This is a genomic window from Streptomyces monticola, assembly GCF_042665355.1.
In the GTDB taxonomy this organism is placed as follows: domain Bacteria; phylum Actinomycetota; class Actinomycetes; order Streptomycetales; family Streptomycetaceae; genus Streptomyces; species Streptomyces monticola.
On sequence record NZ_JBHTCF010000006.1, the window covers coordinates 158,179 to 182,463 of the forward strand.

The following is a 24,285-nucleotide window of genomic DNA, read 5'->3' on the forward strand; positions in this document are numbered from 1 at the left end:
CATGTACGGCTACGAGCAGAACGCGGGCGGACAGCAGGGATACGCCCCGCCCGGGCCACAGGCCCAGCAGACGCCGGGCGGCCTCGGCGGTTACGGCCAGCAGGCCCCGCTGTACCCCGAGCCGTCCCCGCCCTCGCTCGCGGACGCCGTGCGCGCCTTCACCACCGGCTCGATGTCCGCGGAGGACTTCCAGCAGATCTTCGCCACGTCGAAGGTCTACTGCCCGCGCGGCGACAACCCGGGCTTCCTGGCCCTGCACAACACCCAGCAGCCGGTGATCCCCATGTTCACCACCCTGAAGGAGCTGCGCCGGTACGCGGGCAAGGAGTCCAAGTACTTCGTCATCACCGGCGCCGAGGTCATCGACCTGCTGCCCACGGGGTACGGCTTCGTCCTCGACATGGAGGGCGAGCACCGGATGGTCTTCGACGCGAAGGCGGTCGAGCAGATGGTCGACTTCGCGATGCGGCGGATGTACGGGTAGGGGTTCGGGAGCCCAATTTGAGCCCGTCCGGCGATTGAGGACGAGCCCGGAGGGCGATTACGTCAGCCACGCCGCAGGGGACGAACAGCGCCGGACGTGCCCATATTGGTCACCCCCAGTAGCGGCGCTGCACTCTCTGTGACTGACTGCGACTATGCGTAGTCATAGATTGGCGCGGGCCCTGGCCCTGCTCGCCCTTACCGCCGCCGCGCTCACCCTCCCCGCGCCCGCGGCATACGCCGAAACTCTGGTCGACGAACCGTTCAGCGGCTCGTCCGTCGACGCCGCGGACTGGTACAGCCGCGCCACCGGACCCACCGACCCGGACGGCTGGGCCTGTCTGACCGCCGCGCGCGGCACCGAGGCTCCGCTCAAGGCCTGTCCCAAGCGGGCGTCCAAGGATCCCGAGGGCCGCGGCGCCCTCCGGCTCACCAGCAACGCCCGCCGGCAGAGCGGCTTCGCCGTGCTCGACCAGGCGATCCCGTCGCGGGCCGGCATCTCGGCCACCTTCGACCAGTACCAGTACGGCAGATCCACCCCGTACGGCGCCGACGGCATCAGCTTCTTCCTGCTCGACGGCAAGGCCAGCCCCAAGGACGCCGGGCGCTACGGCGGTGCGCTCGGCTACTCGGGCATCGAGGGCGGCTACCTCGGTGTGGGCCTCGACCAGTTCGGCAACTTCACGCACGCCGGACAGGCCAAGGCCAAGGGCGGTCCCGGACGGCTGCCCAACTCGATCTCCGTACGCGGGGCGCAGGCCACCAAGAACGCTTACATCCAGCACTACCGCCTGAAGCGGCCGCTCGCCGTGGACGGCGCGAAGAGCCGCGCCAAGGCCCGCCGCAGCGTCAAGGTCGAGCTGTCCACGGCGCTCGAACTCGCCGTGTCCATCGACTTCCACGACGGCCGCGGCATGAAGCGCGTCCTCGGCCCGCTCGACCTGTCCAAGGTCAAGGGCCAGCCCAGGATCCCCGACACCCTGAAGCTGGGCTTCGCCGCCTCCACCGGGCACTCCACCAACTTCCACGAGGTCTCCGACGTCAAGGTCACGACCCTCGACCCGGATCTCTACGTCACCGAGCAGCTGCGCGGTGAGTTCCGCCCCGGCGGCACCGGGGAACTCGCCCTGCAGGTCGGCAACCGCAAGCTCGCCGCCCCCAGCCAGGGCATGGTCACGCTGACCAAGACGCTGCCGCCCGGACTGACCCCCAAGGTCACCGACGCTCCCGGCTGGGCCTGCGAGGTGCAGGGCCAGAAGGTGCTCTGCCAACGGCCCGATGTGATCAACCCGGGCCAGCTCGCGCCGCCCGTGGTGCTCCAGGTGACCGCGGGCCCCGACGTCGTCGGCGAGCTGCCCACGGACGCCGTGGTGCGCGGCGGCGAGGAGGGCAGCCCCGACGCCGACCTCAACCCGAAGGACAACTCCGTACAGACGCCGATCGAGGTGCTCAACGAGGTCGCGTTGCGCATCGTGGAGACCGCGCAGCCCGAGCCGTACGTCCCCGGCGAGAAGATCTCGTACTCCGTCACCGTCACCAACGACGGACCCGGGATCGCCAAGGGCGCCCGCGTCACCGCCCAACTCCCGCCCGAGCTGAGGGACTTCACCTGGAAGTGCAAGGCGTCCGAGGGCGGCGCCTGCGGGCCCGAGTCCGGCACCGGGCCGATCGCGCAGCAGGTGACGCTGCCGCCGGGCGGCAAGGTCAGCTACGTACAGACCGGCGAGGTGCCGTCCTCGACGATGCGGGAGCTCGTCGGGCACGCCACGGTGCAGCCGCCGCACGGCACCGTCGACGGCAACTGCGACCCGGTCTGCAGCGACGAGGCCGCCGTCAAGGCGCGGCCGCACACGGCCCTGTCCGTGACGCAGTCGCACCAGCCGGAGAAGTACCACGCGGGTGACCGGCTGACCCTGAACGTCACCGTGCAGAACGCGGGACCGTCCGACGCGATCGGCGCCCGGGTCAGGGACAAGCTGCCCGAGTGGCTGAAGGACTTCACCTGGACCTGCGCGGCGAAGGCACCGAGCTCCTGCTCCGACGGGCGCGGGGTCGGCGATCTCGACACCACCGCCGATGTCGTGGCCGGCGGCGAGGTGACGTACAGCTTCAGCGGCGTGGTCGCCCCGCGGGTCGCGGGCAACGAGCCGGTCGTGGAACCGCCGGACAACTCCGTGGAGCTGACCTGCAGGGGCAGCTGCTCGGCCCCCGGCGAGCTGACCGTGGGCGGTGCACCGGGCCGTAAGCGGTAGCCGGTTCCAGGTAGGCGGATGGTCACTGGGCGGCGCCCGGGAGGAATGGCTCCCGGGCGCCGTTCGTTTGAGGTGGCAGAAAGTTCGAGATTCAACTACTCTCGGACCACAAGGAGGTACCGACCATGCCTGCAGTGACCGTTGAGAACCCGCTGACCCTGCCCCGGGTGACCGCACCCGCCGACGCCGTCGCGCGCCCGGTGCTCGCCGTGACGACCGCGCCGTCCGGCTTCGAGGGCGAGGGCTTCCCGGTGCGCCGCGCGTTCGCGGGCATCAACTACAAGTACCTCGACCCGTTCATCATGATGGACCAGATGGGCGAGGTGGAGTACGCGCCGGGAGAGCCCAAGGGCACCCCCTGGCACCCCCACCGCGGCTTCGAGACGGTCACGTACCTGATCGACGGCACGTTCATCCACCAGGACTCCAACGGTGGCGGCGGCACCATCCAGAACGGCGACACCCAGTGGATGACGGCCGGCTCGGGCCTGCTGCACATCGAGGCGCCGCCGGAGCAGCTCGTCATGTCCGGCGGCCTGTTCCACGGACTGCAGCTGTGGGTCAACCTGCCCGCGGCCGACAAGATGATGGACCCGCGCTACCAGGACATCCGCGGCGGCCAGGTCCAGCTGCTCGCCTCCCCCGACGGCGGCACGCTCCTGCGCGTCATCGCCGGTGAGCTGGACGGCCACGAAGGCCCCGGGATCACCCACACCCCGATCACGATGATCCACGCCACGGTCCGCCCCGGTGCCTCCGTGACGCTGCCGTGGCGGCCGGACTTCAACGGCCTGGCGTACGTCCTGGCCGGACGCGGTTCGGTCGGTGCCGAGCGGCGGCCCGTCCACATGGGCCAGACCGCGGTCTTCGGCAACGGGGGCTCGCTCACCGTCCGCGCGGACGAGAAGCAGGACGCCCACACCCCCGACCTGGAGGTCGTCCTCCTCGGCGGCCGCCCGATCCGTGAGCCGATGGCCCACTACGGCCCGTTCGTCATGAACACCCAGGCCGAGCTCCAGGAGGCCTTCGAGGACTTCCAGAAGGGCCGCCTGGGCACCGTCCCGGCCGTGCACGGCATGTGACCCGCTCTGTCCGGACGGGCCGGCGCACCCGGCCCGTCCGGAGGGGGAACTCACCCGCCCGGAACCCACGGACGTGCCGGACACCCCCACCCGTGATCACCTGCAGACGTGCAGACCTTGCTCCCCGAACCCGCCCGCCGAGCAGCGGCCTGGTGCGCCGTCATCCTGCTCATCGCCGCCGTCGCCGGCCTGGGCATCTGGCTCTGCATCGCCCTGAAGACCGCCGTCATCCCCGTCCTTCTCGCCCTCCTCGGCACCGCACTCCTCGGCCCGCTGTACCGGCGGCTGCTCACCATGAAGGTGAACAAGTCCCTCGCGGCGGGTCTGACCTGCGCGGCCGTACTGATCGTCGTCGGCGGCGCGGCCTACATCGTGGTGAGCGCGCTGATCGAGACCGGGGACCAGATCATCTCCTCGCTGCGCGAGGCGGCACAGTCGCTCGCCGACCACCTCGGCGCCGCGGGCACCTCGCTCGACGACCTCGCCAAGAACTCCAAGGACATGCTCTCCAAGTTCGGCGGCACCGCGGCCTCCGGGCTGATCAGCGGGGTCAGCGTGGTCGGCGGGATGATCGCGATGGCGGTGCTCGCGTTGCTCCTGGTCTTCTTCTTCCTGCGCGACTCCGACCGGGCCATGGCCGCCCTGCACTCGCTCGCCCCGCGGAACCGGGGGGCCGCCCTGGAGACCATGGCGCGGCGGGCGTTCAGGGCGATCGAGGGCTTTATGCGCGGCACCACGCTGATCGCCCTGATCGACGCCGTCTCCATCACCGTGGGCCTGCTGATCCTGCAGGTGCCGGGCGCGGTGGGCCTCGGCGCGCTCGTCTTCGTCGGCGCCTACATCCCGTATCTCGGAGCGTTTATCTCGGGTGCGGTCGCCGTGCTCGTGGCCCTCGCCGACCGCGGGTTCGTGATCGCGCTCTGGGCGCTCGGCGTGGTCCTCGCGGTGCAGGTGCTCGAAGGGCATGTGCTGCAGCCGATGATCCAGAGCCGCACCGTGCAGATGCATCCGGCAGTGGTGCTCCTCGCGATCACCGCGGGCGCCTCGGTGGCGGGCATCCTCGGGATGCTGCTCGCGGTGCCGCTCACCGCCGCCGCCTTCGGCGTTCTCTCCGAGCTCCGCTCGCAGTACGGTGCGGCGCCGGGCGGTCCGGCCGGCGCTCCGGCGTCCGGCAGCCAGGCGTCCAGTGGAACCCCAGGGCGTGATTAGAGCCTCGTCACAGTTGCCCGGTTAGGGGTTGCTTCTTATTACCGACGGGTAGCATCATCGTAGCTACTTGCTGGTACTTATCCTTTTCCTGCTTACGGAGCCGTCGCCATGGGGCACTACAAGTCGAATCTCCGCGACATCGAGTTCAACCTCTTCGAGGTACTCGGGCGCGACAAGCTGTACGGCACCGGCCCGTTCGCGGAGATGGACGTCGACACCGCCAAGAGCGTCCTGTCCGAGCTGACCCGTCTCTCCGAGAACGAGCTGGCCGAATCCTTCGCCGACGCCGACCGCAACCCGCCGGTCTTCGACCCGGAGACCAACACGGCCCCGGTCCCCGCGTCCTTCAAGAAGAGCTACAAGGCCTTCATGGACTCGGAGTACTGGCGTCTCGGCCTGCCCGAGGAGATCGGCGGCACCACCGCTCCGCCGTCCCTGATCTGGTCGTACGCCGAGCTGATCCTGGGTGCCAACCCGGCGATCTGGATGTACTCCTCCGGCCCCGCGTTCGCGCGCATCCTCTTCGAGGAGGGCAACGAGGTCCAGAAGAAGATCGCCGAGATCGCCGTGGAGAAGACCTGGGGCTCCACCATGGTCCTCACCGAGCCCGACGCCGGTTCGGACGTGGGCGCGGGCCGCACCAAGGCCGTGCAGCAGGCGGACGGCTCCTGGCACATCACGGGCGTCAAGCGCTTCATCACGTCCGGTGAGCACGACATGGAGGAGAACATCCTTCACTACGTGCTCGCGCGCCCCGAGGGCCACGGCCCCGGCACCAAGGGCCTGTCCCTCTTCCTCGTGCCGAAGTTCCACTTCGACTTCGAGACCGGCGAGCTGGGCGAGCGCAACGGCGTCTACGCCACCAACGTCGAGCACAAGATGGGCCTCAAGGCCTCCAACACCTGCGAGATGACCTTCGGCGACCAGGCCGACCACCCGGCCGTCGGCTGGCTGATCGGCGACAAGCACGACGGCATCCGCCAGATGTTCCGGATCATCGAGTTCGCTCGCATGATGGTCGGCACGAAGGCGATCTCCACGCTCTCGACGGGCTACCTCAACGCCCTCGAGTACGCCAAGGAGCGCGTCCAGGGCCCCGACCTCGCGCAGTTCATGGACAAGACCGCGCCGAAGGTGACGATCACCCACCACCCGGACGTGCGCCGCTCGCTCATGACGCAGAAGGCGTACGCGGAGGGCATGCGCGCCCTGGTCCTGCACACCGCGTCCATCCAGGACGAGATCGCGCTCAAGGAAGCGGCCGGCGAGGACGCGTCCCAGCTCGAGGCCCTCAACGACCTGCTCCTGCCGATCGTGAAGGGCTACGGCTCGGAGAAGGGCTACGAGCAGCTCGCCCAGTCCCTGCAGACCTTCGGCGGCTCCGGCTTCCTGCAGGAGTACCCGATCGAGCAGTACATCCGGGACGCCAAGATCGACACCCTCTACGAGGGCACCACGGCCATCCAGGGCCAGGACTTCTTCTTCCGGAAGATCGTCCGCAACCAGGGCGCCGCGCTCAACGGCCTCGCCGAGGAGATCAAGAAGTTCCTCGCCGTCGGCACCGGCGGCGACGAGCTCGCCACCGCCCGCGAGCAGCTCGCCAAGGCGGCCGTGGAGCTGGAGGCGATCGTCGGCCTCATGCTGACCGACCTCGCCGAGACCGAGAAGGACGTCAAGTCCATCTACAAGGTGGGCCTGAACACCACCCGCCTGCTGATGGCCTCCGGTGACGTGGTCGTCGGCTACCTCCTGCTGCGCGGCGCCGCCGTGGCCCAGGAGAAGCTGGCCGGCGCCTCCTCCAAGGACGTGCCGTTCTACACCGGCAAGATCGCGGCCGCGAAGTTCTTCGCCGCGAACGTCCTGCCCGGTGTCACCGGTGCGCGCAAGCTCGCCGAGGGCATCGACCTGGACCTGATGGAGCTGGACGAGGCCGCGTTCTAGGACGCGGCGGGAGGTCCCCGACCGGACTTCTCTCCAACCCCTCAGTAGCGGGCCCTCTCCTCACCGGGAGAGGGCCCGCGCCCGTCGTTAAGGTGAAGTCATGAACAACCCCGCCGCCCGCTTCGACCGCGGACACACCGACGACCTGATGTCCTTCCTGACCGCCAGCCCCTCGCCGTATCACGCGGTGGCGAGCGCGGCCGAGCGCCTGGAGAAGGCCGGCTTCCGGCAGGTCGAGGAGACCGACGCCTGGGACGGGTCGAGCGGCGGCAAGTACGTGCTTCGCGGGGGCGCGATCGTCGCCTGGTACGTCCCCGAAGGCGCCGCCCCGCACACCCCGTTCCGGATCGTGGGCGCCCACACCGACTCCCCGAATCTGCGGGTCAAGCCGCTGCCCGACACCGGCGCGCACGGCTGGCGGCAGGTGGCCGTGGAGATCTACGGCGGGCCGCTGCTCAACTCCTGGCTCGACCGCGACCTGGGTCTGGCCGGCCGGCTGACCCTGCGGGACGGCTCCACGCGCCTGGTGAACATCGACCGCGCGCTGCTTCGCGTACCGCAGCTGGCGATCCATCTGGACCGCAGCGTCAGCACCGAAGGCCTCAAGCTCGACAAGCAGCGCCATCTGCAGCCGATCTGGGGCCTCGGCCAGGCGCGCGAGGGCGATCTGATCCGGTTCCTTGAGGAGGAGAGCTCGCTGGCCGCCGGCGAGGTCACCGGCTGGGACCTGATGACCCACTCCATCGAGCCGCCCGCCTATCTGGGCCGCGACCAGGAGCTCCTGGCCGGCCCGCGGATGGACAACCTTCTTTCCGTGCACGCCGGTACGGCCGCGCTCGCGGCGGTCGCGGGCGAGGGCCTCCCGTACATCCCGGTGCTCGCCGCCTTCGACCACGAGGAGAACGGCTCGCAGTCCGACACCGGCGCCGACGGCCCGCTGCTCGGCTCGGTCCTGGAGCGTTCGGTGTTCGCGCGCGGCGGCTCGTACGAGGACAAGGCGCGCGCCTTCGCCGGGACTGTCTGTCTCTCCTCCGACACCGGGCACGCCGTGCACCCCAACTACGCGGAGCGGCACGACCCGACGCACCACCCGCGCGCGGGCGGCGGCCCGATCCTCAAGGTGAACGTCAACAACCGCTACGCGACGGACGGTTCGGGCCGTGCGGTCTTCGCCGCCGCCTGCGAGAAGGCCGGCGTGCCGCTGCAGTCCTTCGTTTCCAACAACGCGATGCCGTGCGGCACCACCATCGGCCCGATCACCGCGGCCCGGCACGGCATCAAGACCGTCGACATCGGTGTGGCCATCCTGTCGATGCACAGCGCCCGCGAACTGTGCGGCGCGGACGACCCGTACCTCCTCGCGAACGCGCTCGCGGCGTTCCTGGAGGGGTGACCGGAAGGTCCGGCCGAAGGGGCGCCGAAGGGGCGGACTCCGCGTTCCTGCATGGCTGCTGCGGCGGCGGGTACTCGCCGTCGCGACAGCCACTCAAGGAGGCGAGATCCATGGGCCTGGGCGGATGCATCCTGCTGATCGCCGCAGGGGCCATCCTCACGTTCGCCACCGACTGGGAGATGAGCGGGGTCAACCTGGACGTGGTCGGGCTGATCCTCATGCTGGTCGGTCTGATCGGCGTGGCGACCTTCAGCTCCATCGCGCGCCGCAGGCGCACCGTCGTGCCACCGGTCGCCCCGACCGTCGCCGAGCGTGACGACACCCGCGGCTACTGACCACGGCTACCCGGCACGGCTACTCAGCACGGCACTGACCGCGGCGAACGGCCGCGGCAACCGGCCGCCCCGGAGGGGGCGGCCTCAGCCGTCCATCCCGGCCAGCACCAGCGGCAGCCGGTCCGCCGCCCCTTCCGTGAGGCGGACCGGCACGCCCCAGTCCTGCTGGTGGACATGGCAGGCGGGGTATTCGTTCGACCCCGCGGCGGAGCCGCTATCGGACGCAGTGTCGTCGCAGGACGCCGCCATCGCCGAGACATGCAGCACCCCTTCCGTGACCGCGGGGTTGAGCGTCAGCGGGCGGGCGAGATCCGTACCGGCCCCGTCACCTTCGAGCAGCAGCTCCGGCGGGGTCGAGGAGACAAGGAGCCGGGTCGAAGGGCCGTAGCGGGTGTCCAGCTTCTGGCCCGTCGGCGCCTGGAACACCACATCCAACTGCAGCTTTCCGGGGGCGACTTCGGTGGCGGCGCGCTGCGTGCGGTGCGCGACGGACTCCACCCGTACCGCCTCGTCGGGCAGGCGAAGGCGGGTGAGGCGGTGCCGGGCGGACTCCACCACCACGACGTCCTCGCCCACCACGACCGCGTCGCTCGGCTCGCGCAAGTCCGTGGCGAGGGTGGTCACTTCACCGCTCGCCGGGTCGTAACGGCGCAGCGCGTGGTTGTACGTGTCGCTGATCGCGACGGAGCCGTCCGGCAGCGCGGTGACACCCAACGGGTGCTGCAGCAGGGCCTGTTCGGCTGCCCCGTCACGGTGGCCGAAGTCGAACAGGCCGGTGCCGACGGCCGTGCGGACGGTGCGGTCCCTGTCGATCCAGCGCAGCGCCGATGTCTCGGAGTCGGCGATCCAAAGCCGGTCGTCGGTGGCGGCGAGCCCGGAGGGCTGGGCGAACCAGGCCTCCTGGGCCGGGCCGTCGACGAGACCCTCGTTCGTCGTGCCCGCCGCGACCCGGACGGTGCCGTCCTCGGGGTCGTACGTCCACAGCTGGTGCACGCCCGCCATGGCGATCCAGACGAGCCCGTCGAAGACGGCGACGTCCCACGGCGAGGAGAGATCCACCTCGAGCGCGGGGCCCGAGGTGGGCGAGCCCTGCCACCACTGCCTGCCCGTGCCGGCGACCGTCTCGACCGTGCCGGTCTCCGGGTCGTAGGCGCGCAGCGCGTGGTTCACCGTGTCGGCGACGACGACTTTCCCGTCGGGGAGCAGCGCGAGGCCCTGCGGTTCGCTGAACGTGTCCGGGCCGAAGCCGCGTTCACCGCTGCCGATCCGCCGCACCACCGTCTCGCCGTCCGCCGCCAGCTCCACGAGCTGGTGCCGGGTCGAGTCGGAGACCAGGAGGTTCCCCGACGGCAGGAGCAGCGCCTTGCCGGGGAAGCGCAGATCGGTGGCGACGGGCTCCGGCGGTACGTACGGGCCGTCGCCGCGGCGCAGCGTGCCCTTCGCCGTGTGCTCGGCCTCCAGCTCCTCGACCAGCTTCTCGATGGCGTGGGCATGGCCTTCGCCCGCGTGCTGGGCGACGACATAGCCCTCGGGGTCGATCACGACGAGGGTGGGCCAGGCGCGGACCGCGTACTGCTTCCAGGTGGCGAGGTCGGGGTCGTCGAGGACGGGGTGGTGCACTTCGTAGCGCTCGACGGCGTCGACGACGGCCTGGTGCTCGGCCTCGTGCACGAACTTCGGCGAGTGCACGCCGATGATCACGACGGTGTCGCCGTGTTTCTGCTCCAGCTCGCGCAGCTCATCGAGGACATGCAGACAGTTGATGCAGCAGAAGGTCCAGAAATCCAGGATGACGATGCGTCCCCGCAGGTCAGCGAGGGTGTACTGCTGGTCGCCTGTGTTGAGCCAGCCGCCCCTGCCGATGAGCTCGGGGGCCCGAACGCGTGCACGTGAAGCCATATCCCTATCCAACCGCACGGGCCGGGTACGCATTCCCCCATGAAATACCTGGTACGCGACCGGATCTTCGGCATCGGCGACGACTACTGGATCGAGGACGACCAGGGCCGCAAGGCCTTCTTCGTCGACGGCAAGGCGATGCGTCTGCGCGAGACCTTCGAGCTGAAGGACCCGCAGGGCAATGTGCTCATCGACATCCGCAAGAAGGTGCTCGCCCTGCGCGACACCATGACCATCGAGCGCGGCGACGAACCCCTCGCCACCATCAAGCGCAAACGGCTCTCGCTGCTGCGCAACCACTACCGGGTCGCCCTGGTCGACGGCACCGAGCTCGACATCAGCGGCAAGATCCTCGACCGGGAGTTCGCGGTCGAGTACGACGGCGAACTGCTCGCGGAGATCTCCCGGCGCTGGCTGACCGTCCGTGACACCTATGGCGTCAATGTCGTACGCGAGGACGCCGACCCGGCGCTCCTCATCGCCGTCGCGGTCTGTGTGATCCGGCTCGCGGAGCGGGAGCGCGAGGGCGGCGACGGGGACTGAACGGCTGGTCGGAGCAGGTGGGGCGGCGGCCGGGTGATGGCCGCTGACCCGGATGGTTACCCTTCGCATGCGGTTCACCGAGAGCGATGTTCCGCTTACGGACAGTGGTCGAATTATCGACCTTCGTCCGTTAAGGAAGGAACCGGGTGGCATGGCTGCATGGCACACCACGGGTCTGCGCGCCGCGACCGCGGCCGGACTCGCAATGACAGTGGCGTTCACCGCCGCAGGCACCTCGTCGGCCGACGAGCCGGAGCCGACGTACGACTGGGGCACGGTCGTCAAGACCAAGGACGGCGTCCAGGCCAACTCCTGGATCGTCGGCGTCACCGGCATCGGGCGGATCGTGAACGCCCGGATGTTCGAGGCAGCCTCCCCCACCACCCCGAAGGCGCCCCGCAAGTTCGAGGGCGGCAACGACCTGGTCAACCTGGCGCCCGGCGGCGTCGGCCTCGGCAAGGTCTCCGCCCTCTACGCGCGGGCCCTCACCAACGAGCAGCCGCGCGCCAAGTCGCAGGGCAAGCAGACCCTCCCGTACCCGGGCAGCTCCTACGCCAACGCGGGCGGCGGCTCCGTCGACATCGGCGTCCCCTACATCGCGCCGACCACGCCCGAGGGCACGCAGCTGTCCGGCATCGGTGTGCACGTGGACGCGATCGATGTGCACGCGCGGTCCCTGCCGGGCAAGTCCGTGGAGTTCCAGGGCGGCGCGGCCAGCGGCTACATCTCGGTGGCCGGCCAGCGCATCATCGACATCCCGCCGATCTGGGCGGTCAACGTCGGTGTGAAGGTCGCCGGCGCCGGCGACAAGCCCTCGCCGGTGCTCGCCATGACCAACGAGCAGGTCACCACCGACAACAAGGGCGTCGCCACCAAGGGCAAGGACGGCTCGTACAAGTACGACCCGCGGGCCACCAGCGGCTACGTCAACGCCATCCACGCCTCCGTGCTCGGCCCGGACGTCGCGGACGTCACCATCGGCCACGCCGCCGTCATCCGTGACCCGGCCAAGACCGACATGCTCAAGCCCAAGCCCACGGCCCCCAAGCCGCTGCCGCTGATCGACCATCTCAAGGACCCGATCAAGGACGCCCTGGACAAGAAGAAGGACTTCATCGAGGGCGCGATCGAGAAGAAGAAGGAACTTCTCACCGGCCAGGCCCCGGCCACCACGAACTGACCTCGCGCCTCGTCGGCCGCCGTACACCCCGTGGGTGTGCGGCGGCCGACGGCGTCGCCCCGCCATCACCACGACCCAGACCTGGGGGTTCCCGTGCCGTCCGCCCGTCTCCGTACCACCGCACCGCTCACCGTGACCGCACTCGCGGCCGCCACGCTCCTCGGCCTGACCCCGGACGCGGGCGCCGTCGCCAAACCGCCGCCGTTCCCGCCGCCCGCCGGCATCGAGGTCAACGACGACGGCCAGCCCCAGGGCGAGGGCAACAAACCGGCGCCCACCAAGCCCGAAGAGCCCGGCACGGACACCGGCAGCGACACCGCCACCGACTGGGAGCCGGTCAAGGCCGAGCAGTCCGGTATCGCCGCACTCGTCCACGGGGCGGTCGACCCCTGGTTCGACATTTTCAAGTCGTGGTTCAAGTCCGCACCGCCGCCGGAGCCGCTGCCCGCCATCAACTGGGGCACCATCGCCGACACCTCCGACACCACGCAGGCCAACGCCTGGGCCCTGCGCACCCTCGGCCGCGGCAAGGGCGACGTACGCCTCGCCGAGGCCCATCTGCCGGCCGGACCGAAGGCGCCCACCGCGGTCAAGGGCCTGCTGCCCGAGGCCGAGCCCCTCAAGGCCCACGGCAAGGACTTCGGCACCGTACAGAACCTGACCTCCACGACCTCGGCGGCGAACGGCACGGTCACCGCCCGGTCGCGGATCGGCGGCCTCACGCTCGGCCTGCCGTACATCACCGGACCCGAGCCGATGCCCGCCGACAAGGCTCCGCTGCGCCTCGAACTGCGTGACGCCGAGGCCACGGCGACCGGACGCGCGGGCCGCCCGCCCCAATTCAGCACCTCGGCGAAGGGCGGCAAGCTGCTGTCGTTCGGACGTGAACTCGCCCGCTTCGACGGCCCGTTGGCGCCCAACCGGGGTCTGCGGATCCCCGCGGACAAGGCGCGCCCCGCGCAGCTTCTCGCCACCCTCAACGAGCAGATCACCACCGACGAGCAGGGCCACCCGAGCGTCGGCCCGAACGGCGGCTACGCCCGCGACCCGCAGGCCACCAGCGGCTATGTGAACACCGCCCATCTGACGCTGCTCGCACCCGAGGCCATGGACGTGACCATCGGCCACGCCGCCGTCATCCATCGCGGAGCGCCCCAGAAGTCCGCTCCCTGACCGGGCAGACACACGTCCCCACACCGGGGCGGCCCCCGGATGGCCGCCCCGACATGCACACATCGCTCTCAGTAGTGAGGCTCTTACTATCAGTGGCCATCTCTCTTCGGTCACTGCCCCGCATGGAAAAAGGAAAGAGAGGGTCGGCCATGGCCTCATGGCGAACTTCAGGGCCGCGCGCCCTGCTGACAACGGGTGTCGCCCTGACCGCGGTGGCGGCCGCCGCACTCCCCGCGCAGGCGTTTGTTCCCCCGGGATCCGACGACTGGGGCACGGTCGTCGACACCAAGGACTGCGTCCAGGCGGACTCCTGGGTCGTCGGCGTGAAGGGTCTCGGCAAGATCGTCGACGCGAAGATGTTCGAGTCCCACTACCCGACCACCCCCAAGGCCCCCAAGCAGCACGCGGGCGGCAAGGACCTGATCAACCTGGCCCCGCACGGGCTCGGCATCGGCAAGGTCTCCGCGCTCTACTCACGCGCCATGGGGCACTCGCACCCGGCGACCACCTCCGGCGGCCGCGATGTCCCGGCGCGCGGCGAGGTCTACGCGGACGCGGGCGGCGCGGCCGTCGACGTCGGCGTGCCCTACATCGAGAACCCGTCGGGCGGTACGCAGCTCTCGCCGATCGGTGTGCACGTGGAGGGCATCACGGTCTCCGCGTACTCACGCCCCAAGAAGACGGTGGAGTTCACCGGCGGCGCGGCCCGCGGCTATGTCTCCGTGGGCGGCGTCCGGCTGATCGAGATCCCGCCGATCTGGGCCGTGAACCTCGGCGTCCGCATCCCGCAGGACTACACCAAGGCCCCGCTCGCCCTGGCGACCACCAACGAGCAGGTCACCACGGACGAGCAGGGCCGGCCCACCAAGGGCAAGAACGGCTCGTACAAGTACAGCCCGCAGGCCACCAGCGGCTACGTCAACGCCATCCACGCCTCCGTCCTCGGCACCGACGTCGCCGATGTGACGGTGGGGCACGCCGCGGTGATCCGCGACCCGAAGATCACCGACAAGTTCGCGCCCGTACCCAAGGAGGGCGAGGTCAGCGACACCGACAAGGCCGTCAACGACCGCGCGGCCCAGCGGCCGACGCAGCCGGTCTCGCGCCGCTGCGCCCCGTTCGCTCCGCCGGCCGTCTCGGCGCCCGGCATGCGGGACGCGTTCGACGGCTCGAGGACGGGCTCCTGCTGGTGACCGTCTGAATCCACCGGAGCACCGGAGCACCGGAGCACCGGAGCACAAGCAGCAAGAACAACAAGAACAAGCAGCACGAGCCGGGTGCCGTACGCCGAACGGGCGTACGGCACCCGGCTTTTCGCGTGCGGTGCCGCGGCGCCGCGAGCGGCCGGGCAAGGCTGGGGCAAATCCCCCCACCCCAAAGGAGGCTCCCGGTGGCCGCAACCTTCCGCCGCTGCGCCCGTATGCCCGCCCTCGCGGCTCTGACGGCCCTGGCCCTTGCCGCGACCCTCAGCTGTTCCGGGCCCGAACCGCAGAACGTCCCCAAGGTGACCGGCGAGTTCGGCAGCCGTCCCGATGTGGCCATGCCGTCCTACCCGCCGCCGAAGGAGGCCCGTATGAAGGTCCTCAAGGACGGCGACGGCGCGCTCACCCGCAAGGGCCAGGTCGTCGTCACGGACGTCGACATGCGTATCTGGGAGTCCGGCAGGGAGCTGATGGACACCTACCGCCTGGAGCAGCCCACCACCGCCGTACTCGACGGACAGCATGTCTCGCGCACCTGGGACCAGGCACTCCTGAACCGCAAGGCGGGCAGCCGCGTCATGCTGGTCTCCCCGGCGACCCACGGCTTCGGCCCGCACGGGATGGCACCCGCGCAGGTGAAGCCGAGCGACCACATGGTGCTCGTCTTCGACGTGATCGGGGGCTACGACCCCAAGCAGCAGGCGGCGGGCGCGAGTTCCACCCCCGCGGGCGACGGCTTCCCCGGCGTCACCGTCGCACCCGGCCAGGAGCCGGTGCTCTCCGGCTGGGGCCCGGCACCGAAGAAGCTGGCCGACCGCACCCTGGTGGCGGGCAAGGGGCCACGGGTCAAGGCCGGCCAGTCGGTGGTGCTGCAGTACACGGGCCTCGAGTGGGGCAAGAAGGACCCGTTCAACTCGACGTACCGGCGCAGCGGCCCGAACGGCTTCGTCATGAAGGACGAGGCGATGCTGCCCGGCTGGTACCCGTCCCTGCTCGGCAAGCCCGTCGGCAGCCGGCTGCTCATCACGGTACCCGCGGGCCAGCGCCCCGGCTTCACCCACACCAAGGGCGCCCTGGCCGCACCGAAGAACAAGCCGACGGCCTACGTCGTGGACGTGGTCGACGCCAGGAACCGCTGACGCCTCACCGGCGGCGCGCCACGAGGAAATAGGGAGAGGCCCCCGGGAGCGGCTGCTCCCGGGGGCCTCTGTCACAGCCGGTGGCTGTGACTCCTGCCTCAGTGCCCCAGTGCATCAGTGACTCACTGAGGCACTGGCTCACTGACTCACTGCTTCACTCGCACTGCGCGGCGCGCGTGCCGGACTTGTCCTCGACCCAGCTGCCGCAGTCCACGTTGTCCGAGGCGTCCTGCTTCACCACGAACGTGTCGAACACCTTGTTCCCGCTGTTCGGGTCGCCCTTCGTGGAGAAGTCCGTGACCCCTTCCAGCTGGCCCTTGGCCTCGTCGGCGACGTCCGTCGAAACGTTGATCGGCGGGAACTTCGCGCCCGGCTTCAGCACGTCGTCGCGCATACAGCTGACCGTCTGGCCGCCGATCTCGCAGGTCCAGCCGTCACCCGCCGCCTTGGTCGGTGTCACACCCTCGGGGAAGGTGCGGGTCACCACGGTGCGGCCCTTGGTGGGACCGGCGTCCTTGGCGTTGCTGGTGTCGATGGTGAACTCGGCCGGCTTGCCCGCCACCACGTCGCCCTTCGGCTTGGTGGTGACCGTCAGGTTCGGGTCCTTGGCCGCGGCCGGCTTGACCGTGGTGGTGTCCTTCACCGGACCCGTGGTCTGCTGCTCGGGCGTACCGACCTGGGTGGTGCCCTCGAGGTCGCCCTTCACACCGTCGTCGACCTGGGTGCCGATGTTGATCGTCGGATACGCCTTGCCCGGGTTGAGCACATCGCCACCGGCGCCGGGCCTGGTGCAGGTCACCTTCTGCCCGGCGATCGCGCACTTCCAGCCGTCACCGGCCGCCGAGATCGGCTTGATGCCCTCGGGGAAGGTGCGCTCGACCTTGACCTCGCCGTTGGTCGGGCCCGCCTCGGGCTTGTTGGCCACGTCGATGGTGTAGCCCGCGGGCTTGCCGCCCACCACGTCACCGGTCGGCTTGGTCTTGACCGTCAGGTCCGGGCCCTTGGCCGGGGTGACGGTGAAGCCGCTGGAGTCCGGCTTGCCCGGGGTCGCACCCGGGGTCGTGGCCTGCGAAGTGACGGCCTTGTCACCCTTGGCGTCGCCCGCGACCTCGGTGGTCACCTTGACCGGGGGATAGGAGTCACCCGGCTTCAGCGCGTCCTTTCCGGTGCCCGGCCGCTTGCAGGTGACCTTCTGGCCCTCGATCACACACTTCCAGCCGTCGCCCTCCGCCTTCGTCGGCTTCACGCCCTCGGGGAAGGTCTGCGTGCTGGTGACCTCGCCGTCGGTCGGGCCCGACAGCTTGTCGTTGGTGGTGGTCATGTCGAACACGGCGGGCTTGCCCGCGTTCACCGGGCCGTCCGGGACGACCTTGGTGGACAGGCTCGGCTGCAGGCTCTCGATCTTGCCGTTCCACACCTCGTGGATGGCGGTCGAGTCACCGGTGGAGGCCGCGATGCCGATACGGAGCGAGTCCGGCACCTTCGGCTGGCCCTTGATCTCGTCGAGATCGACCGGCTCGATCACATCCTTGACCGGCCGGCCGTCGTGGAAGTCGATGGAGACCCGCATGACGCCTTCGCTGGACAGCTCGATGATCGCGGTGCGGCGGGCCTGTTCACGGGTGTCGGCCGAGTTGGGCGCGAGGAGCCGGTTCGACTTGTACGTGGCCACCAGCGGGTTCTTGACCTCCTTGGCGCCACGGACGGTGATCGAGTTGGGGGTGCGCTGCGGCAGTCCGCCCGCGGCGTCGAAGCCCTCGCTGGTGTAGTTGCCGAACACATCGAGGCCGACGCCGAGGTAGCCGCCCTCGATGTCGACATAGCCCAGGCCGGCGCCGTTCTTGCCGGACTTCTTGGGCATGGGCTTGGAGCCGTCGAGCAGCATCAGGGAGATGCCGTCCGCCAGGCCGGCATCGTCGTTCGGCTTGTACATGGCGAAGTCCATGCTGAACTTCATGCCCGCGCGGGCGGGCAGGGGCCGCTTGGAGATCGCGTAGCCGTTCTGCTGCTTGTCGCTGTTCGTCAGCCGGAGCGCGCCCTTTCCTGCGGGGTCGCCGACCGGCTCACGGCACTTCTTCATGGGCCCGGTCTCACCGGTGGCGGCCGTCAGGCAGGCGAAGCCGGTGGGGTCTTTCTCCACATAGGCGCCGCCGTACCACTTGTCCCCGTCAACCGTGGCGCCGGTGAACGACTCGGCCGCGATCTCGTCCGCCGCGGCCTGCTGCGGCGCGGCGAGGGACAGGCCGAGCGCCACCACCGTGGCGAGTCCTAGGGGCGCGGTCAGGCGGGCTCGCATACTGCCCGCCCGGCGGCCACGCCGGTATCCGATGTCCGTCATAGGGGTGCCTCCTCGGGCGCACCACGCCCTGCCACAAGAGTCCGATGATGACGCCACGTATACGCATGACTGCGTACAGTGATCAGGTTTTCGATCATCAGAACACCGGCAATGACATGCCGCGATCGGCGAAGCCCAAGCGAGTGACGGGACAGCCCAAGCGGCTTGAGGTTTGCGCCCCAAAGGGGCGCGGGGAACTGCGCGACCAGCCACGACGCACCCGCAGGTGACATACCCGACCGCCCGCGGAGCGCTCAGCGCGGCGGCGCCAGGCCGAGCACGCGGTCCTTGAGAGCCGGGAACTGCTCGCGCGTGACCCCGACCTTCGCCGGGTCGAAGTCGACGACGAGGATCTCCTCGCCCGCGCCGGCCTCCGCGAGGACCTCGCCCCAGGGGTCCACCACGATGCTGTGGCCGCACTGCTCGACCCCGGCGTGCGTGCCGGCCGTGGCGCAGGCCAGGACGTACGCCTGGTTCTCCACCGCGCGGGCCTGGGCGAGCAGGGTCCAGTGGGAGCGGCGGCGCTCGGGCCAGCCGGCCGAGACGACCAGGGTCTCGGCGCCCAGGTCGGCCAGGGACCGGAACAGCTCCGGGAAGCGCAGGTCGTAGCAGGTGGCGAGGCCGAGCGTGGTGTCCGGGAGCGCGACCGTCGCGAGCTCTTCGCCGGCGCCCATCATCACGGCCTCGCCCTTGTCGAAGCCGAAGCGGTGGATCTTCCGGTAGGAGCGGGCGAGTTCGCCGTCGGGGGAGAAGAGCAGGGTCGTGTTGTAGAGGGTGCCGCCGTCGCGCTCCACGATCGAGCCCGCGTGCAGCCAGACGCCCGCGTCGCTCGCGGCCTTCGCCATCGCCTCGAAGGTCGGGCCGCGCAGGGGCTCGGCCTCCGCTTCGAAGGACTGGTACGCGAACGCGCCCACCGGCCACAGCTCGGGCAGCACCACCAGATCCGACCCGGCCTGCTCCCGAACCAGTGAACCCGCCCTCTGGCGGCGGGAATTGACCGATTCGTCGGGGTCTACATCGATCTGGATGAGCGAGGCGCGCACACTACCACCGTCCTGGTATTCGAGCCGCGGTTACCGCCTACGATCGTCACACGAAACCACTGCAAGCGGCCCCTGCGGCAGCGTAACTTAAGGGTCCGAGCCTCCCACGCAGTCCGCTGAGCCACCACAAGATCCGCCAGCCCGTACAGCCGAACCGCCCGAGGGGTCCCGTGACCGTCCATTCCAGCCTTCAGACCTACGCCGATGCCTGGACCCACTCCGTAGAAGCGATATCCGAGCTGGTGACACCGCTCGCCGAGGGTGAGTGGAACTGGGCGACCCCGTGCCCTGGCTGGTCGGTGCGGGACATCGTCTCCCATGTCATAGGCCTCGACTGCGAGATGCTCGGTGACCCGCGGCCCATCCACACACTGCCCCGGGACCTCTACCACGTACAGACCGAGCTGCAGCGGTACATGGAGGTGCAGGTCGATGTGCGGCGCCATCACACCGCCCCCGAGATGACCTCCGAGCTGGAGTACACGATCATCCGGCGCTCGCGGCAGCTGCGGAACGAATCGCGGGACCCCCAGACCAAGGTGCGCGGCCCCCTCGGTAACGAGGAGACGCTCGAAGAGGCCACCCGCAAGCGGGCCTTCGACGTGTGGGTGCACGAGCAGGATCTGCGGACCACCCTCAGGAAGCCCGGGAACCTGGACTCTCCCGGCGCCTTCGTCACCCGGGACACGCTGCTCTCCACCCTGCCCGTGGTGGTCGCCAAGCGGGCCGGCGCCCCGGCGAACTCGGCCGTGGTCTTCGACGTGGACGGCCCGGTCGACTTCCTGCGCACCGTCCGGATCGACGCCGACGGCAGGGGCACCGTCGACAGCTCGCCCTCCCTCGGCCCGGCCGTGACGCTCGCCCTGGACTGGGAGACCTTCTACAAGCTGGGCTGCGGCCGCCTCAAGCTGAGCGCGGTGCGCGACCAGATCAAGGCGGACGGCGACCAGGACCTCGCCGAGGCGATCCTGGAGAACTTCACGATCACGCCGTAGCGGCCGGACACTCCGCCGCGGCCGGACGTCCGGGGCGCCCCCGCAGCCCCGTCACGCCGGTACGTGGACCGCCTCCACCCTGCTGGCCACCAGGCGCTCGCTCTCCAGGCGCACCGCCCGCCGGCGCAGGCGCAGGATCTGGCTGATGCCCACGGCCTCCAGGACGAAGATCGAGCAGAACGCGATCCGGTAGTTCTGGCCGGTCGCGTCCAGGAGCACGCCCACCGCGAGCAGCGTGGTCATCGAGGCCACGAAGCCGCCCATGTTGACGATGCCCGATGCGGTGCCCTGGCGCTCCGGCGGATTGGCCGGACGCGCGAAGTCGAAGCCGATCATCGAGGCGGGGCCACAGGTGCCGAGCACCAGACAGAGAGCGACCAGGAGCCCGGTCGGCGCGCTGCCCCCGGGATAGCCCAGGGTCAGGGCCCACATCAGGGCGGTCGCCGAGACGGTGCCGATGACCAGGGGGGTACGGGCGGTGTGATGGCGGGCGATGATCTGGCCGTAGACGAGGCCGATGGTCATGCTCGACAGGACGGTCAGGGTGAGCAGTTCACCGGCCGCAGCCCGGGACAGGCCCTGCGCCTCGACCAGGAACGGCATCCCCCACAGCAGCGTGAACACCATCATCGGGAACTGTGTGGTGAAGTGCACCCACAGGCCGAGCCGGGTGCCGGGTTCCCGCCAGGCGTCGGCTATCTGCCCGCGCACGAAGGCAGGGCCGATGGATGTCGTGCGCACCGGCTGCGGCTCATGGCCCTCGGGGTGGTCCTTGAGGAACAGCAGCAGGAGTACGAGGACGACGACCCCGGCGAGCGAGCTGCCGACGAACGCGGCGGTCCAGCCGACGCCGTGCAGAAGCCGGGAGAGCACCAGCGTCGAGACCAGGTTGCCGCCCATGCCGATCAGGCCCGCGAGCTGTGCGACGAGCGGGCCGCGGCGGGCCGGGAACCAGCGGTTGCCGAGCCGCAGCACGCTGATGAAGGTCATCGCGTCACCGCAGCCGAGCAGCGCGCGGGAGGCGAGGGCCATGCCGTACGACGGGGAGAGCGCGAAGCCCAGCTGGCCGACGGTGAACAGGACGACGCCGATCGTCAGGACCCGCTTGGTGCCGAGCCGGTCCACCATCAGGCCCACGGGTATCTGCATGCCCGCGTACACCAGGAGCTGCAGGATCGAGAAGGTCGACAGGGCCGAGGCGTTGACGTCGAAGCGGTCGGCGGCGTCCAGGCCCGCGACGCCGAGCGAGGTGCGGAAGATGACGGCGACGAAGTAGACGGCGACGCCGATCGACCAGACGGCGACCGCGCGGCGGCCGCCGGGTGGATCGCCGGGCAGACGGACGGCCGTGCCGGAAGAGCTCATCGCTGTTCGCCCCGGGCCAGGTGGGAGAACCAGCCGACGTGCCGGTGCACGACGGCGACGGCCGCGTCGGCGTCACCGGCCCGGAGCGCCTCCAGGATCTCGGCGTGCTCGGCGAGGGTCTTGGCGATGCGGTCCGGGTGCGAGTGCATCACGGCGACGCCCATCCGCAGCTGCCGGTCGCGCAGCTGGTCGTAGAGGCGGGAGAGGATCTCGTTGCCGCCGCTGCGGACGATCTCGGCGTGGAAGCAGCGGTCGGTGACGGCCGCGGCCGCGAAGTCCCCGGCCTCGGCGTGCGCCCGCTGTTCGGCGAGGAGTTCCTCCAGGCGTCCGATCAGACGGGCGGACGCGGGCACCGCCTTGCGGGCGGCGTGCTCCTCGACGAGCAGCCGGGTCTCGACGACATCCGCGATCTCCTGCGCCGAGACGGAGAGGACGAGGGCGCCCTTCTTCGGATAGAGCTTGATCAGCCCTTCCACTTCCAGCTTGAGCAGGGCTTCGCGTACGGGGGTGCGCGAGACCCCCACATCCGTGGCCAGCTCGCCCTCGGTGAGCAGCGTGCCGCCCTCGTAACGCCGTTCCAGGACGGCCTGCTTGATGTGCTGGTAGACGCGTTCGGCGGCGGGTGGCTGTCTGGGCGGGGCGGCAGGGGCGGCCGAGGCGGCTGGGACAGGCATGCGCACAGCTTAGATACAACAGAGGTGCATCAGGAAACGGCGTCCGCGATACGGGACGGCTCCCGTGCATCCATCCGTACCGCTCGTGCGTCTTGCATCGGGAACCCCCTTTCCAGGGTTCCGATTTGAGGCTTTCGTGAGTTCGGAGCACCGACCTTGATACGTAGCACCCTCGGCGCACGGCGCACCGCCGCCGTCGTTCTGACCACCGGCGCCGCCCTGGTCGCCACCCCGCTCGCGGCCGCGCCCGCGCAGGCCGCCACCGCCCCGTCCGTGAGCGCCAAGGGCGCCTATCTCGCGGACGCGAAGAGCGGAAAGCAGCTGTTCGGCAAGGCCGCCGACACCAAGCGCCAGATGGCCTCGACCACCAAGGTCATGACGGTGGCCGTGGTCCTCGACTCCGCAGGCCTGAACCTCGACCGCAAGCTCACCGTCAAGCAGACCTACCGCGACTACGTCGCTGCCAAGGGCGCGAGCACCGCCGATCTGCGCACCGGCGACAAGCTCACCGTGCGCCAGCTGCTCTACGCGACCCTGCTGCCCTCCGGCTGCGACGCCGCGTACGCCCTCGCGGACGCCTTCGGCAGCGGCTCGACGGTGAAGGCCAGGGCCGCCTCGTTCATCTCGAAGATGAACAAGAAGGCCGCGTCGCTCGGCATGAAGAACACCAAGTTCGACTCCTTCGACGGCATATCGAAGGCGGGCGACAACTACACGACGCCCAAGGACCTGACCAAGCTCGCCGCGCACTCGGTCAAGAACTCCACCTTCCGCACGGTCGTGAAGGCCAAGGAGACCAAGCAGAAGGCGACCGCGAGCAACGGCGGCACCCGCACCTACACCTGGTACAACACCAACAAACTGCTCGGCTCCTACAACGGCGCCATCGGCATCAAGACCGGTACCGGCACCGCCGCGGGACCCTGCCTGGTGTTCGCCGCGACCCGTGGCGACAAGACCCTGGTCGGCGTGATCCTGAACGACGCGAACCGCTACCCGGACGCCGCGAAGCTCCTCGACTACGGCTTCAAGTCGAACTCCGCGAAGACGATGCGTCTTCGTTCGCTGCCCTCCGGCGCACAGCAGGACTGACGGCGCGCACCCGGCTCCCGCGGCCCCGGGAGCCGGAGACCGCCGCGAGCACGACGGCGGCCAGGGCGAGCGCGGCCCCGGCCACCGTCACCGCGGTGACCTCGGCGTCGCCGTGCGGCCAGAGCACGTCGAGGGCGATCGAGCCGATCAACTGGCCGGTGATCGTGCACAGCCCGAGCAGCAGCACCCCGAGCTTCTGCACGGCGGCCACGGCGACCGAGATGAACACGATGCCGACCAGACCGCCGAGGTAGAGATACGGCTCGCGCGGCAGCCCCGAGGGGATCCCGACGGCGACCGCGTGCCCCACGAAGACCAGACCGAGCACCGCCGTACCGGTCAGGAAGTTGAAGAACGTGCCGGTGTACGCGGACCCTGACGACAGCCGCACATGCCCGTTCACGGCCTGCTGCCAGCTCACACACACGCCGGCGACCAGCGGCAACAGCAGCATCAGATAAGGGAATCCGGCGCCCAGACGGTCCGCCATCGACAGGCCGACCGCGAGCAGCACGAGGACGGCGCCCACGGCCCGCCGCACGGTGGGCCGCTGCGGACCCGCGGGCCCGAGCCCCTTCGCGTCCACGAAGAGCCCGCCGCTCACCTGCCCCGCGACCACGGCCACCGTGAACAGCGCGACACCGAGCGCCTCCACGGTCAGGCCCTGCGCGAGCACGAACGTGGCGCCACCGCAGCCGCCCAGCAGCTGCCACCACTTCAGGCGCCGTTCCCGTACGTCACGCAGCACCCGCCCCACACCGTGCCGCGCCCCGCGCACAAGCAGAAGCCCCACGGAGAGCACGAGAAGCCCGGAACCGAAGGACAGGACCGCGGCGGCCGTCCCGTCCCCGAGCTTCCCGGAGAGCCCGCCGTTGATACGGGCCTGCAGGGATATGAGCGCTCCGGAGAAGACGGCGAGGAGCAACCAGATGACGTGCACGGCAGGA

General features: G+C 70.2%; 20 protein-coding genes. 14 read left to right on the forward strand and 6 right to left on the reverse strand.

Annotation, left to right across the window (positions count from 1 at the left end; translation table 11 throughout):
* The first annotated feature begins 1 nt into the window (after nt 1).
* The 7 genes from ACFQVC_RS16630 to ACFQVC_RS16660 all read left to right on the forward strand — a co-directional run bounded on the left by ACFQVC_RS16630 (nt 2) and on the right by ACFQVC_RS16660 (nt 8,695).
* Nucleotides 2–484, forward strand: a complete 483-nt coding sequence (locus ACFQVC_RS16630; RefSeq protein ID WP_381831209.1) for an SseB family protein — start codon at nt 2–4, stop codon at nt 482–484.
* Between the two features lie 154 nt (nt 485–638).
* Entirely contained in the window at nt 639–2,735 is a 2,097-nt protein-coding gene (locus ACFQVC_RS16635) for a lectin-like domain-containing protein (protein WP_381831210.1), read from the forward strand.
* 125 nt (nt 2,736–2,860) lie between these two features.
* Nucleotides 2,861–3,817: a pirin family protein gene (locus ACFQVC_RS16640; protein WP_381831211.1), complete on the forward strand. Its 957-nt coding sequence runs from the start codon at nt 2,861–2,863 to the stop codon at nt 3,815–3,817.
* Between the two features lie 108 nt (nt 3,818–3,925).
* Nucleotides 3,926–5,026: an AI-2E family transporter gene (locus ACFQVC_RS16645; protein ID WP_381831212.1), complete on the forward strand. Its 1,101-nt coding sequence runs from the start codon at nt 3,926–3,928 to the stop codon at nt 5,024–5,026.
* A gap of 108 nt (nt 5,027–5,134) precedes the next feature.
* Complete coding sequence (locus ACFQVC_RS16650; RefSeq protein WP_381831213.1) at nt 5,135–6,967, forward strand: acyl-CoA dehydrogenase; 1,833 nt, start codon at nt 5,135–5,137, stop codon at nt 6,965–6,967.
* Nucleotides 6,968–7,067: 100 nt separating this feature from the next.
* Nucleotides 7,068–8,360 (forward strand): M18 family aminopeptidase, encoded by a 1,293-nt coding sequence (locus ACFQVC_RS16655; RefSeq protein ID WP_381831214.1) that lies wholly within the window; start codon nt 7,068–7,070, stop codon nt 8,358–8,360.
* 110 nt (nt 8,361–8,470) lie between these two features.
* Nucleotides 8,471–8,695, forward strand: coding sequence for a DUF6458 family protein (locus tag ACFQVC_RS16660; protein ID WP_381831215.1), 225 nt, complete (start codon nt 8,471–8,473; stop codon nt 8,693–8,695).
* Nucleotides 8,696–8,779: 84 nt separating this feature from the next.
* Here ACFQVC_RS16660 and ACFQVC_RS16665 read toward each other — a convergent pair whose 3' ends face one another.
* A complete protein-coding gene (locus ACFQVC_RS16665) occupies nt 8,780–10,594 on the reverse strand; it encodes an NHL domain-containing thioredoxin family protein (RefSeq protein ID WP_381831216.1) in 1,815 nt (604 codons plus the stop codon).
* 39 nt (nt 10,595–10,633) lie between these two features.
* Here ACFQVC_RS16665 and ACFQVC_RS16670 point away from each other — a divergent pair, with 39 nt between their 5' ends.
* The 5 genes from ACFQVC_RS16670 to ACFQVC_RS16690 all read left to right on the forward strand — a co-directional run bounded on the left by ACFQVC_RS16670 (nt 10,634) and on the right by ACFQVC_RS16690 (nt 15,831).
* Nucleotides 10,634–11,137, forward strand: a complete 504-nt coding sequence (locus tag ACFQVC_RS16670) for an LURP-one-related/scramblase family protein (RefSeq protein ID WP_381831217.1) — start codon at nt 10,634–10,636, stop codon at nt 11,135–11,137.
* A 151-nt stretch (nt 11,138–11,288) separates the two neighbouring features.
* A complete protein-coding gene (locus ACFQVC_RS16675; protein WP_381831218.1) occupies nt 11,289–12,317 on the forward strand; it encodes a hypothetical protein in 1,029 nt (342 codons plus the stop codon).
* A gap of 93 nt (nt 12,318–12,410) precedes the next feature.
* The gene (locus ACFQVC_RS16680; RefSeq protein WP_381831219.1) at nt 12,411–13,490 is read left to right on the forward strand and encodes a hypothetical protein; all 1,080 of its coding nucleotides are present in this window, start codon (nt 12,411–12,413) and stop codon (nt 13,488–13,490) included.
* Nucleotides 13,491–13,639: 149 nt separating this feature from the next.
* Entirely contained in the window at nt 13,640–14,683 is a 1,044-nt protein-coding gene (locus ACFQVC_RS16685) for a hypothetical protein (RefSeq protein WP_381831220.1), read from the forward strand.
* Between the two features lie 197 nt (nt 14,684–14,880).
* Entirely contained in the window at nt 14,881–15,831 is a 951-nt protein-coding gene (locus ACFQVC_RS16690) for an FKBP-type peptidyl-prolyl cis-trans isomerase (RefSeq protein WP_381831221.1), read from the forward strand.
* A 154-nt stretch (nt 15,832–15,985) separates the two neighbouring features.
* On the opposite strand, the gene ACFQVC_RS16695 is transcribed toward ACFQVC_RS16690, so the two are convergent.
* Both ACFQVC_RS16695 and ACFQVC_RS16700 read right to left on the reverse strand, forming a co-directional pair.
* Complete coding sequence (locus ACFQVC_RS16695; RefSeq protein WP_381831222.1) at nt 15,986–18,169, reverse strand: lectin-like domain-containing protein; 2,184 nt, start codon at nt 18,167–18,169, stop codon at nt 15,986–15,988.
* A 254-nt stretch (nt 18,170–18,423) separates the two neighbouring features.
* Nucleotides 18,424–19,212 (reverse strand): carbon-nitrogen family hydrolase, encoded by a 789-nt coding sequence (locus tag ACFQVC_RS16700; RefSeq protein ID WP_381831223.1) that lies wholly within the window; start codon nt 19,210–19,212, stop codon nt 18,424–18,426.
* 170 nt (nt 19,213–19,382) lie between these two features.
* Between ACFQVC_RS16700 and ACFQVC_RS16705 the strand changes: the two genes are divergently transcribed.
* Nucleotides 19,383–20,207 (forward strand): maleylpyruvate isomerase family mycothiol-dependent enzyme, encoded by an 825-nt coding sequence (locus ACFQVC_RS16705; protein ID WP_381831224.1) that lies wholly within the window; start codon nt 19,383–19,385, stop codon nt 20,205–20,207.
* A gap of 51 nt (nt 20,208–20,258) precedes the next feature.
* On the opposite strand, the gene ACFQVC_RS16710 is transcribed toward ACFQVC_RS16705, so the two are convergent.
* Nucleotides 20,259–21,572, reverse strand: a complete 1,314-nt coding sequence (locus tag ACFQVC_RS16710) for an MFS transporter (protein ID WP_381831225.1) — start codon at nt 21,570–21,572, stop codon at nt 20,259–20,261.
* Nucleotides 21,569–22,246 (reverse strand): GntR family transcriptional regulator, encoded by a 678-nt coding sequence (locus ACFQVC_RS16715; protein ID WP_381831226.1) that lies wholly within the window; start codon nt 22,244–22,246, stop codon nt 21,569–21,571. Before ACFQVC_RS16715 ends, ACFQVC_RS16710 begins: the two co-directional genes overlap by 4 nt.
* A gap of 159 nt (nt 22,247–22,405) precedes the next feature.
* On the opposite strand from ACFQVC_RS16715, the gene ACFQVC_RS16720 reads away from it, so the two are divergent.
* Nucleotides 22,406–23,338: a D-alanyl-D-alanine carboxypeptidase family protein gene (locus tag ACFQVC_RS16720; protein ID WP_381831462.1), complete on the forward strand. Its 933-nt coding sequence runs from the start codon at nt 22,406–22,408 to the stop codon at nt 23,336–23,338.
* Here the strand turns inward: ACFQVC_RS16720 and ACFQVC_RS16725 are convergent.
* Nucleotides 23,274–24,278 carry a DMT family transporter gene (locus ACFQVC_RS16725; protein ID WP_381831227.1) on the reverse strand — a complete coding sequence of 335 codons (1,005 nt, stop codon included), beginning with the start codon at nt 24,276–24,278 and terminating at the stop codon, nt 23,274–23,276. The two genes, ACFQVC_RS16720 and ACFQVC_RS16725, sit on opposite strands and share 65 nt — an antisense overlap.
* Nucleotides 24,279–24,285 lie beyond the last annotated feature (7 nt).